This window comes from Bradyrhizobium sp. USDA 336 (genome assembly GCF_044908355.1).
Taxonomy (GTDB): domain Bacteria; phylum Pseudomonadota; class Alphaproteobacteria; order Rhizobiales; family Xanthobacteraceae; genus Bradyrhizobium; species Bradyrhizobium yuanmingense.
Window position 1 is genome coordinate 6720389 of the sequence record NZ_JBIYDC010000002.1, and the last position, 12295, is coordinate 6732683.

The window sequence follows — 12295 nt, forward strand, 5'->3', positions numbered from 1 at the left end:
GGCTTGGAGGAGATATGAGCGGTTTCGACATTTTCGCGATTGTTCTGGTGTTGCTCGTCATCGTCACGCTGGTCGCCGGCGTGAAGACGGTGCCGCAGGGCTATGACTGGACCATCGAGCGGTTCGGCAAATACACCCAGACGCTGAGCCCCGGGCTCAATTTGATCGTGCCCTATTTCGATCGCGTCGGGCGCAAGATCAACATGATGGAGCAGGTGATCGACATTCCCGAGCAGGAGGTGATCACCAAGGACAACGCCACCGTGACGGTGGACGGCGTCGCCTTCTATCAGGTGTTCGATGCCGCCAAGGCGAGCTACGAGGTCGCCAACCTGAACCAGGCGATCACGGTGCTGACCATGACCAACATCCGCTCGGTGATGGGCTCGATGGACCTCGACCAGGTGCTGTCGCACCGCGACGAAATCAACGAGCGCCTGCTCCGTGTGGTCGACGCCGCGGTCTCGCCCTGGGGCGTCAAGGTCAACCGCATCGAGATCAAGGACATCGTGCCGCCCGCCGACCTGGTCGAAGCCATGGGACGGCAGATGAAGGCCGAGCGGGTCAAGCGCGCCGACATTCTCGCGGCCGAAGGCCAACGCCAGTCCGAGATCCTGCGCGCCGAGGGCGCCAAGCAGGGGCAGATCCTCCAGGCGGAAGGCCGCCGCGAGGCCGCCTTCCGCGATGCCGAGGCGCGCGAGCGGTCGGCGGAAGCCGAGGCCAAGGCCACGCAAATGGTCAGCGAGGCCATCGCCAAGGGCGATGTCGCTGCGCTAAACTATTTTATCGCCGATAAGTATATCAAGGCATTCGGGCAACTCGCCGACTCGCCGAACCAGAAGGTCATCATGCTTCCGGTCGAAGCGATGAGCATGCTGGGCTCGCTCGCCGGCATCGGCGAAATTGCGAAGGCCACGTTCGGGGAGAGCGCGGCGACCGCCGCCCGCCGCGGGGGATCGGTACCGTCGTCGGGCCCGACACCGCCGTTCGTGCCGCAGCAGTAACGGGACTATTCACAGAGGTCGTGTCATGACCGACATGTTCGTATCGCTCGGCAACTGGAACTGGCTGATCCTCGGCTTCATCCTGATGGCGCTGGAGGTGCTGGCGCCCGGCATCTTCCTGTTCTGGCTTGGGCTCGCTGCGCTGCTGGTCGGCCTGATCTCATTCGCGGCTGCGATCTCCTGGCAGATCCAGCTCGTGATGTTCGCGATCTTCGCCGCCGCCGCCGTGCCGATCTGGCGCCGTCTCGCCAAGCCGAAGCCGGAGGCTAGTGCCAGCCCGTTCCTCAACAAGCGCAGTGAAGCCTTGCTCGGCCGTGAGTTCACGCTGGAGAAGCCGATCATCGACGGCACCGGCACCGTGCGCATCGGCGACACGGTATGGCGCGTGGCTGGGCCCGATACGCCGGCGGGCACGCGGGTGAAGGTGGTACAGGTCGACGGCGCCAACCTGACGGTCGCCGCGGCGTAGCCCCTTCTTCACCTCTCCCCGCTTGCGGGGAGAGGTCGGATTGCATCGCAGATGCAGTCCGGGTGAGGGGGTACAGGTCCCTCGAGAATCTCAAGCGTGGAGAGAGGCCCTCACCCCGACCCTCTCCCCGCAAGAACGGGGAGAGGGAGAGCGCCGTCTCACCTCCTCCATCGCTCCGCAAACCTGTGCAGCGGCATGAACGTCTCGCACAATTCCCGGCCCAGCGGTGTCAGTCCGTAACCTCCGCCGTCGCCCAGCTCCACGAAGCCCGCCTCGCGCAGCTCGGTCAGCCGGGCCTGCAGTACCGTGGGCGAGGCCTCGTCGCAGGCGCTGCGCAGGGCGCGCGAGGTGAGGGGCTCTCCGCGCAACTCCCACAGGATCCGCAAGGCCCAGCGCCGGCCGAGCAGGTCGAGCAAAGCCATGATCGGCCGCCCGGTACGCGAACCGCGGACGCGGCGTTCTGCTGTTGTCGCCCGTTTCGCCATGGTCACCTCTTGCGTCCTGCTACGGATAATGTAGCGTAATGCTACGGTAAATGTAGCAACGGAAGCCGCTCATGTCCCAGGCCTCACCGCGCATCGCCCCGCTCTCGCCGCCTTATCCCCCGGACATCCAGGCGCAGTTCGACCGCATCATGCGCGGTGCGCCGCCGCTGGTGCTGTTCCGGGTGATGGCGGGCCATGGCCGGGCCTGGGACAAGTTTCGCGCCGGCGGGCTGCTTGATCCGGGGCCGCTCTCGCTGCGCCAGCGTGAGATCGTCATCGACCGTACCTGTGCGCTGAACGGATGCGAATACGAATGGGGCGTGCATGTCGCAATCTTTGCCGGGCTGGCAAAGCTCACCGCGGACGAGGTGCGCGCCACGGTGCTGGGTGATACGAATTCGGCGCTTTGGTCGCCGGCCGAGCAGGCGCTGATCGCAGCCGTCGACGCGCTGCATCATCGCGCGACACTCGCGGACGAGGAGTTCGCCGCGCTGTCGACGCATTACGATGAAGCGCAGATCCTGGAAATCATGTTGCTATGCGGCTTCTATCGCACGGTGTCGTACTTGGCGAACGGGCTGCGCTTGCCGCTGGAGCAGAACGCGGCGCGGTTTCCGGCGTAGGTCTCTCCACCGTCATTGCGAGGAGCGTCTCATCCTCACCGTCATTCCGGGGCGCGCGAAGCGCGAGCCCGGGATCCATCGGGCAGCGACCCGGGGTGAAATGGATTCCGGGCTCGCGCCAAGTGGCGCGCCCCGGAATGACGGGTGAAGCGGGCTGCGTGCCCTACGCCACCCCCGCGCGCAGCAGATCGTGCAGGTGCACGATCCCAACCACCTTGTTTGCTTCGGTCACCAGCAGCGTGGTGATCTTGCGCGTGTTCAGCACCTCGATCATCTCGGTCGCGAGCATCGAGGGCGGCACGGTCTTGGGCTGCTTCGTCATGATCTCGTCGACGGTCACCGTCAGCAGGTCGGGCCGCATGTGGCGGCGCAGATCGCCGTCGGTGATGATGCCGACGGCCTCGCCCGCATCGTTGACGATGCAGACGCACCCCAAACCCTTGGCCGACATCTCGACCACGGCTTCCGACATCTCGGTGCCGAGTGGCTTGAGCGGAATCTCGGCGCCCGTGCGCATGTAGTCGCGGACGAATTTCAGCATCGCACCCAGCTTGCCGCCGGGGTGGAAATGCGCGAACTCCAGCGCGGTGAAGCCGCGTCCCTCCAGCAGCGCGATCGCGAGCGCGTCGCCGATCGCGGCCTGCATCAGCGTCGAGGTGGTCGGCGCCAGATTGTGCGGGCAGGCCTCGCGCGCCTTGGGCAGCTCGATCACGAGGTCGGCGGCCTGGCCGAGCGAGGACGACGCACTTGAGGTCACCGCGATCATCGGGATCGCAAAGCGCGCCGAATAGTTCACGAGGTTCTTCATCTCCGGCTGCTCGCCTGACCAGGACAGCGCCAGGATGACGTCGTCGGGCGTGATCATGCCGAGGTCGCCATGACCGGCTTCGGCGGCGTGCACGAAGAAGGAGGGCGTGCCGGTCGAGGCCAGCGTCGCGGCGATCTTGCGGCCCATATGGCCTGACTTGCCGAGCCCGGTGACGATGACGCGGCCCTTGGCATTGCGGATCAGCTCGACCGCCTTCGCGAACGGCTCGCCCAGCGGGCCGCGCAGCGCGCTAGCGAGCGCATTGATCCCGCCGCTCTCCGTCTCCAGCGTGCGGAGCGCGGATTCGACGCTGTCAGGGATGGAGCCGGATGATTGGGTCATCAGCGGTTTCGAGCTCGGCATGGTCGGGTCCAGGGAGGAGGGGCGTTCGCCCATTGGCGCCTGCTTAGCACGCCCCGATCAGCGAGGCGACGCGCGCCCCGACGCCCTCAACCGGTCATTAACCATAATTGTTTTAACTCCATTAACGATGGTTCTCGCCAGTCGGCGGGGATGATCGAGAAAGTGTTTGATTTCGTTGGGGTAATTCCATCGTGGGGTCGTCTCCAGGCAGGGGCCGGAGCAAGGTCGCGCATTTCCTGCGCGCCGCTTTGCCGTGCCTCGCGCTGACCGCCCTCGCAAGCGGCCCGGCGGCGGCCCAGGGCCTGACGCCCGACCTGTTCAATCCCAACCGCGGCGCCTTTGCCTCGCCTGACACGCTGCCGACCCGCCGTACCGCTGGCGTGCCGCAGGCGCCCTCCGACGCCTTGCCGAGACTGCCTGATCCCAACGCCGACCCGCGCCAGCGCCAGCAGACGCCGGCGAGCTCGCGTGTCGGTCAGGTCCCGACCTACGGCCTGCCGGCCGCCACCGGCGCGAGCGGATCCGGCTATGACTCGCTCAACCGCAAGCGGCAGCAGCCCAAGCTCTATCCGGGCCAGCCGAAGCCGAAGCGCGTCGGTCCCGGCTCGCCGCCGCCACCCGCAACGCCGGCCACGACGCTCGGCCCACCGCGCATTGCGCCGCCGCCGTCCGAGACCGCGCACAAGGTGCCGGTGCCGGCGGCAATGGCGGGCAATGTGCCCGGCCAGCCGCTGCGCCGTCGTCTCAAGGCCGATGACGATCCGTTCGGCGCGGTCGGCGATTACGCCGGCAGCTTCCTGATCAAGGGCGGGCTCGAGCTCTCCGCCGGCTACGACAGCAATCCGACGCGCCTCAACAGACCGGTCGGGTCGCCGGCCTATGTCATCGCGCCCGATCTGCTCGTGGTGTCGGATTGGGAGCGCCACGCACTGGTCGCCGATCTGCGCGGCTCGTTCTCGGGCTACACCAACGACATGCCGGCGACGATCAACGGCCTCGCCTCGCCGTCGCCGGTCGAGGCCAATCGGCCCGATTTCAACGGCCATGTCGACGGCCGGCTCGACGTCACCCGCGACTTCAAGCTTCTCTCGCAGCTGCGTTTGCGGCTCGCCACCGACAATCCCGGCAGCCCCAACGTGCAGGCCGGCCTGCAGCGATACCCGGTCTACGCCGCCTACGGCACGACGCTCGGCTTCGACCAGACCTTCAACCGCTTCCAGGTTGCGGCCGGCGCCACCATCGATCGCACCGCCTACACCGATTCCAAGCTCACCGACGGCTCGACCTTCAGCAACGACGACCGCAATTTCAACCAGTATGGCGGCGTCGGCCGCTTCTCCTACGACCTCAAGCCGGGCCTGAAGCCCTTCGTCGAGGTCCAGGGCGACAGGCGTGTCCACGACCAGGCCGCCGACCGCAACGGCTACTTCCGCGACTCGAACGGCGGCTATGCCAAGGTCGGCTCGTCCTTCGAGTTCTCGCGCATCCTCACCGGCGAGATCTCGGTCGGCTATTCCGCGCGCAGCTACACCGACCCGCGCCTCAGCCAGCTCGCAGGGCTTCTGACCACGGGCTCGCTGATCTGGAGCGCCAGCGGCCTCACCACGGTGAAGTTCTTCACCGACACGCAGATCTCGGAGACCACGGTCCCCGGCTCATCCGGAGTTTTGGTGCGCACCTACTCGGCCGAAGTCGACCACGACTTCCGCCGCTGGCTCACCGCGGTCGGCAAGTTCACCTATGGCACGCTCGACTACCAGGGCCAGAACCGCAACGACAAGACCTACTCGTTCGAAAGCAATTTGATTTACAAGCTCAACCGCAACATCTGGGTCAAGGGCACGCTGCGCCACGACATCCTGAATTCGAGCCAGCCGGGATCGAGCTCGCAGGGCACGGTGGTGCTGCTGGGGGTGAGGCTGCAGAATTAGTGCGCCTGTCGGAACACGTCGGGGCGAGATGCCGCGCGGGCGTGGCTCGCTCCGCTCGTCATTCCGGGGCGCGCGCAGCGCGAGCCCGGAATCCATTTATCCACCACCCTTGCGGCCCGATGGATTCCGGGCTCGCGCCAAGTGGCGCGCCCCGGAATGACCGGCTTGCCTACCGGGGCAGATCTGTCTTCCCCATCAGGAACGTATCGATCGACCGGGCGCACAGCCGGCCCTCGCGGATCGCCCACACCACCAGTGACTGGCCGCGGCGCATGTCACCGGCGGTGAACACGTTGGGGCGCGAGGTCTGGTAGTCGAGCGTGTTGGCTTTGACGTTGCCGCGCGGGTCGAGGTCGACCGCGAGCAGCTTCAACAGGCCCTCGTGCACGGGGTGGACGAAGCCCATCGCGAGCAGGACGAGCTCGGCATCGAGCTCGAACTCGGTGCCGGGAAGCGGCTTGAACTTGTCGTCGACGCGGACGCAGTGCAGCTTCTTGACCTGGCCGTTCTCGCCAGAGAACTTCTGGGTCAGCACGGCGTATTCGCGCACCGCGCCTTCGGCCTGGCTCGACGAGGTTCGCATCTTCAGCGGCCAGTTCGGCCAGGTCAGGCCCTTGTTCTCGCGCTCGGGGGGAGCGGGCATGATCTCGAGCTGGGTCACCGACAGCGCGCCCTGGCGCAGCGAGGTGCCGATGCAGTCGCTGCCGGTGTCACCGCCGCCGATGACGACGACATGCTTGCCGCCGGCTAGGATCTCCTGGACGCCGCCGAGCGGCTCCTCGGAGACGCGGCGGTTCTGCTGCGGCAGGAAGTCCATGGCGTAGTGGATGCCGGCGAGCTCGCGGCCGGGGATCGGCAGGTCGCGCGGGGCTTCCGCGCCGCCGGTCAACGCCACCGCGTCGTACTCGTTGAGCATCTCGCGCGGATCGACATTGCCGTCAGCGCCGACATGGCTGTTGTAGTGAAAGGTGACGCCTTCGGCCTCCATCTGCGCCACGCGGCGGTCGATGACGCCCTTCTCCATCTTGAAGTCGGGGATGCCGTAGCGCAGCAGGCCGCCGGCCTTGGCGTACTTCTCGTAGAGGTGGACGTCGTGGCCGGCGCGCGCCAGCTGCTGCGCACAGGCCATGCCGGCCGGACCCGAGCCGATCACCGCGACTTTCTTGCCGGTCTTGACGGTGGCGACTTCCGGCTTGAGCCAGCCATTGTCCCAGGCGCGGTCAACGATCGCGCATTCGATGGTCTTGATGGTGACGGGGTTGTCGTCAATGTTGAGCGTGCAGGACGCTTCGCACGGCGCTGGGCAAATGCGCCCCGTGAACTCCGGGAAATTGTTGGTCGAATGCAGGTTGCGCGAGGCCTCTTCCCAATTGCCCTGATAGACGAGGTCGTTCCAGTCGGGGATCTGGTTGTTGACCGGGCAGCCCGGCGTGCCCGGCGCGACCGAGCCGGTGCCGTGGCAATAGGGAATGCCGCAATTCATGCAGCGCGCGGCCTGGTCGCGCACCTCCTTCTCGGAGAGCGGAACGACGAATTCCTTGTAATGCTTCACGCGCTCGGCGACCGGGGTGTACTTGCGGTCGTGCCGTTCGATTTCCAGAAAACCCGTGATCTTGCCCATTAAACCCGAAGTCCCTGCCGCCTAGATTCGTTCTGTTTCTTTCTCGTCGTCATTGCGAGGAGCTCTTGCGACGAAGCAATCCAGTCTGTTTCCGCAGAGTTTCTGGATTGCTTCGCTTCGCTCGCAATGACGAGGTGTAATGTCTTACGCCCCGATCGCGATTTTCGGCTCGGCGTCCGCGTTGGCGGCCATCTCGCGCAGCGCGCGCCGGTACTCGACCGGCATCACCTTGCGGAATTTGGGCAGCCAGTCCTTCCAATTGGCGAGGATCTCGGCGGCGCGCTTGGAGCCGGTCGCCTTGGCGTGGCGCGAGATCAGGACGTGCAGCCGCTCGACGTCGGAGGCGAGCAGGTTCCTGAACACGTCGACCCGGCCATGCGCCTCGAGGTCGCCGGCATGGTGATAGGTACCGGCGTTGATCAACTCCTCCGACAGCACCGGCTCGAGCTCGACCATGCTGAGGTTGCACAGCTTGTCGAAGTCGCCGGCCTCGTCCAGCACGTAGGCGATGCCGCCGGACATGCCGGCCGCGAAGTTGCGCCCGGTCTTGCCGAGCACGACCACGATGCCGCCGGTCATGTATTCGCAGCAATGATCGCCCGCGCCCTCGACCACGGCGACCGCGCCCGAGTTACGCACGGCAAAACGCTCGCCGGCGATGCCGCGGAAGTAGCACTCGCCCTCGATCGCGCCGTACATCACGGTGTTGCCGACGATGATGCTCTCTTCCGGCACGATGGCCGAGTTCCTCGGCGGCTTGACGATGATCTTGCCGCCCGAGAGGCCCTTGCCGACATAGTCGTTGCCTTCACCTTCGAGCTCGAAGGTGACGCCGTGGGCGAGCCAGGCGCCGAAGGCCTGACCTGCCGTGCCCGTGAGGCTGACATGGATGGTGTCGTGCGGCAGGCCGGCATGGCCGTAGATCTTGGCGACCGCGCCGGACAGCATCGCGCCTGCGGAGCGGTTGGTGCTGTTGATGGCGGCCTCGATCTTCACCGGCGCGCCGCGATCGAGCGCTGCCTGCGCCTTCTCGATCAGCGTGCGGTCGAGCACCGCCTCCAGATGATGGTTCTGGCGCTCGGAGTGATAGATCTTCTGGCCCCTCTCTTCCTTCTGCTTGACGAAGAGCTTGGAGAAGTCGAGCCCCTTGGCCTTCCAGTGCGCGACCAGCTTGGTCTGGTCGAGCAGCTGCACCTGGCCGACCATCTCGTTGAAGGTGCGGAAGCCGAGCGAAGCCATGATCTCGCGGACTTCCTCCGCGACGAAGAAGAAGTAGTTGATCACGTGCTCGGGCTGGCCGGTGAAGCGCTTGCGCAGGACAGGGTCCTGGGTCGCGACGCCGACCGGGCAGGTGTTGAGATGACACTTGCGCATCATGATACAGCCGGCCGCAATCAACGGCGCGGTAGCGAAGCCGAACTCGTCGGCGCCCAGCAGCGCGCCGATCACGACGTCACGGCCGGTGCGGAAGCCGCCGTCGACCTGGACCACGATGCGGCTGCGCAGCCGCTCGCGCACCAGGGTCTGGTGGGTTTCGGCGAGGCCGATTTCCCACGGCGATCCCGCATGCTTGATCGAGGTCAGCGGCGAAGCACCCGTGCCGCCCTCGAAGCCCGCGATGGTGACATGGTCGGCGCGCGCCTTGGCAACGCCCGCGGCCACAGTGCCGACGCCGATCTCCGAGACGAGCTTGACCGAGACGTCGCCCGTCGGGTTGACGTTCTTGAGGTCGTAGATGAGCTGCGCCAGGTCCTCGATCGAGTAAATGTCGTGGTGCGGCGGCGGTGAGATCAGGCCGACGCCCGGCGTCGAGTGCCGGACTCTTGCGATGGTCGCGTCGACCTTGTGGCCGGGCAGCTGGCCGCCTTCGCCGGGCTTGGCACCCTGCGCCATCTTGATCTGCATCATGTCGGAGTTAACGAGATACTCCGTGGTGACGCCGAAGCGACCCGAGGCGACCTGCTTGATCGCCGAACGCATGGAATCGCCGTTCGGCATCGGCTTGAAGCGGTCGGCTTCCTCGCCGCCTTCGCCGGTGTTCGACTTGCCGCCGATCCGGTTCATGGCGATCGCGAGCGTGGTGTGCGCCTCGCGCGAGATCGAGCCGAAGCTCATCGCACCGGTGGCGAAACGCTTGACGATCTCCTTGGCCGGCTCGACCTGCTCGAGCGGCACGGGCTTGCGCTTCTCTTCCTCCGCGTTCTTGATCCGGAACAGGCCGCGCAGCGTCAACAGGCGCTCCGACTGCTCGTTCAGGATCTTGGCGAAGGCGCGGTAGCGCTCCTGCGAATTGCCGCGCGCGGCGTGCTGCAGTAGCGACACCGACTCCGCGGTCCAGGCGTGGTCCTCGCCGCGGCTGCGATAGGCATATTCGCCGCCGACATCGAGCGCAGTCTTGTAGACCTGCGCCTCGCCGAACGCGTCGGCGTGGCGGCGCACGGCTTCCTCGGCGATCTCCCCAAGGCCGACGCCCTCGACGCGGGTGTGCGTGCCGGCGAAGAACTTGGCGACGAAGTCGGCCTTGAGGCCGACGGCGTCGAAGATCTGGGCGCCGCAATAGGACTGGTAGGTCGAGATGCCCATCTTGGACATCACCTTGAGCAGGCCCTTGCCGATCGACTTGATGTAGCGCTTGACGATCTCATAGTCGTCGAGCGAGCCGGGCAGGCGGTCCTTCATCGCGGTGATGGTTTCGAACGCGAGGTAGGGATTGATCGCTTCGGCGCCGTAGCCGGCAAGGCAGGCGAAGTGATGCACTTCACGCGGCTCGCCGGATTCGACGACGAGGCCGACCGAGGTGCGCAGGCCGGTGCGGATCAGGTGATGATGCACGGCGGCGCAGGCCAGCAGCGAGGGGATCGGCACGCGGTCGGTGCCGACCATGCGGTCGGACAGGATGATGATGTTGACGCCCTCGCGCACTGCGCTTTCGGCGCGCGCGCAGAGCTCGTCCAGCACCTGGTCCATGCCCGCCGCGCCGAGGCCGGCGTGGAAGGTGGTGTCCAGCGTGCGCGACTTGAAGTGCGACTCCGCCACCTCCGAGATCGAGCGGATCTTTTCCAGGTCCGCGTCGGTCAGGATCGGCTGGCGCACTTCGAGGCGCTTGGTCGTAGCCATGCCCTGCAGGTCGAACAGGTTCGGCCGCGGCCCGATGATCGAGACAAGGCTCATCACCAGCTCCTCGCGGATCGGGTCGATCGGCGGGTTGGTGACCTGTGCGAAGTTCTGCTTGAAGTAGGTGAACAGCGGCTTGGCCTTGTCCGACAGCGCCGAGATCGGCGTGTCGTTGCCCATCGAGCCTGCGGCTTCTTCGCCCGTGGCCGCCATCGGCGTCATCAGGATGGTGATGTCTTCCTGGCTGTAGCCGAACGCCTGCTGGCGGTCGAGCAGCGACAGGTTTGAGCGCACGCCAGTGGTCGGCACCTTCGGCAGGTCTTCCAGCACGATCTGGGTCCGCTCCAGCCACTCCTTGTAGGGATGGCTGGCGGCGAGCGAAGCCTTGATCTCGTCGTCCGGGATCAGGCGGCCCTGCTCGAGGTCGACCAGCAGCATCTTGCCCGGCTGCAGCCGCCACTTGGTGATGATCTGGTCCTCTGGGATCGTCAGCACGCCCATCTCGGACGCCATGACGATGCGATCGTCCTTGGTGACGAGATAGCGCGCGGGCCTCAGGCCGTTGCGGTCGAGCGTGGCGCCGATCTGGCGGCCGTCGGTGAAGGCGATCGCGGCAGGGCCGTCCCACGGCTCCATCAGCGCGGCATGATATTCGTAGAAGGCGCGGCGCTTCTCATCCATCAAGGGATTGCCGGCCCACGCCTCCGGAATCATCATCATGACGGCGTGCGGCAGCGAGTAGCCGCCCTGCACCAGGAATTCGAGCGCGTTGTCGAAGCAGGCGGTGTCCGACTGTCCTTCATAGGAGATCGGCCAGAGCCGGTTGATGTCCTTGCCGTAGAGCTCGGAGCTGACCGAGGCCTGGCGCGCCGCCATCCAGTTGACGTTGCCGCGCAGCGTGTTGATCTCGCCGTTGTGCGCGATCATGCGGTAGGGATGCGCCAGCGACCAGGCCGGGAAGGTGTTGGTCGAGAAGCGCTGGTGCACGAGCGCGAGCGCGCTCTCGAAGTCAGCCTCGTGCAGATCGGGATAGTACTTGCCGAGCTGGTCGGCGAGGAACATGCCCTTGTAGATCACGGTGCGGCAGGACATCGAGCACGGGTAATAGCCGGCGAGGCCGCGGTCGCGGCGCTGGTAGATCGCCTGCGAGATCGACTTGCGCAGAATGTAGAGCCGGCGCTCGAACTCGTCCTCGGTCTTGGCGGTGCCGTTGCGGCCGATGAACACCTGCATGCAGGCGGGCTCGGTCGGCTTCACGGTGACGCCGAGCGAGGAATTGTCGGTCGGCACGTCGCGCCAGCCCAGCAGGGTCAGACCCTCTTCCTTGATCTGGTCGGCGACGATGCTCTTGATCACGTTGCGCCAGGCGGTGTCGCGCGGCATGAACAACGCGCCGATGGCGTACTCGCCGGGCGCCGGCAGCTTGAAGCCGAGCTCTGAGGCCTTGCGGCTGAAGAAGGCGTGCGGGATCTGCACCAGAATGCCGGCGCCGTCGCCAGCGCGCGGGTCGGCGCCGACGGCGCCGCGATGCTCGAGGTTGCAGAGGATGCTCAGCGCGTCCGAGACGATCTCGTGCGACTTCTTGCCTTTGATGTTGGCGATGAAGCCGACGCCGCAAGAATCCTTCTCCAGGCTCGGATCGTACAGGCCTTCGGCTGTGGGGCGCGAATTGTGCTCTTGAATCGGTGAGGTGATCGGATCGGTCGTTTTCGAGGCGACCGTCGCCGACAGCTCTTCTGCCACGATGCTTGCGCGCTCGAATTGCGACCCGTTCATTGTTCCTGTCCTCTCCATGCGGCAAGCTGCCTCACCGCCATCTTCGGCGCACCTTGGGCGTCCCGCGGCACCCGCTCCTGGGCCACCGCTCGTCCTCTGCG

General features: G+C 66.2%; 8 protein-coding genes. 4 read left to right on the plus strand and 4 right to left on the minus strand.

All coding sequences use genetic code 11. From position 1 onward, the window contains the following. Positions 1-14 precede the first annotated feature (14 nt). Together ABIA45_RS32490 and ABIA45_RS32495 are read left to right on the plus strand one after the other, a co-directional pair. Positions 15-1004: an SPFH domain-containing protein gene (locus tag ABIA45_RS32490; RefSeq protein WP_271545725.1), complete on the plus strand. Its 990-nt coding sequence runs from the start codon at positions 15-17 to the stop codon at positions 1002-1004. Positions 1005-1029: 25 nt separating this feature from the next. Further along, complete coding sequence (locus tag ABIA45_RS32495; protein WP_157282872.1) at positions 1030-1473, plus strand: NfeD family protein; 444 nt, start codon at positions 1030-1032, stop codon at positions 1471-1473. A gap of 158 nt (positions 1474-1631) precedes the next feature. Here ABIA45_RS32495 and ABIA45_RS32500 read toward each other — a convergent pair whose 3' ends face one another. After that, positions 1632-1958, minus strand: a complete 327-nt coding sequence (locus tag ABIA45_RS32500) for a helix-turn-helix domain-containing protein (protein WP_035997791.1) — start codon at positions 1956-1958, stop codon at positions 1632-1634. A gap of 71 nt (positions 1959-2029) precedes the next feature. On the opposite strand from ABIA45_RS32500, the gene ABIA45_RS32505 reads away from it, so the two are divergent. Next, positions 2030-2581 (plus strand): carboxymuconolactone decarboxylase family protein, encoded by a 552-nt coding sequence (locus ABIA45_RS32505; protein ID WP_271545723.1) that lies wholly within the window; start codon positions 2030-2032, stop codon positions 2579-2581. A gap of 163 nt (positions 2582-2744) precedes the next feature. Here the strand turns inward: ABIA45_RS32505 and ABIA45_RS32510 are convergent, their stop codons facing one another. Then, entirely contained in the window at positions 2745-3752 is a 1008-nt protein-coding gene (locus ABIA45_RS32510) for an SIS domain-containing protein (protein ID WP_271545721.1), read from the minus strand. A gap of 191 nt (positions 3753-3943) precedes the next feature. Here ABIA45_RS32510 and ABIA45_RS32515 point away from each other — a divergent pair, with 191 nt between their 5' ends. Next, positions 3944-5683, plus strand: coding sequence for an outer membrane beta-barrel protein (locus ABIA45_RS32515; RefSeq protein ID WP_404654807.1), 1740 nt, complete (start codon positions 3944-3946; stop codon positions 5681-5683). A gap of 169 nt (positions 5684-5852) precedes the next feature. Here ABIA45_RS32515 and ABIA45_RS32520 read toward each other — a convergent pair whose 3' ends face one another. Continuing rightward, positions 5853-7304 (minus strand): glutamate synthase subunit beta, encoded by a 1452-nt coding sequence (locus tag ABIA45_RS32520; RefSeq protein WP_404654808.1) that lies wholly within the window; start codon positions 7302-7304, stop codon positions 5853-5855. A gap of 144 nt (positions 7305-7448) precedes the next feature. Continuing rightward, complete coding sequence (gene gltB / locus ABIA45_RS32525) at positions 7449-12194, minus strand: glutamate synthase large subunit (RefSeq protein WP_404654809.1); 4746 nt, start codon at positions 12192-12194, stop codon at positions 7449-7451. Positions 12195-12295: the final 101 nt, after the last annotated feature.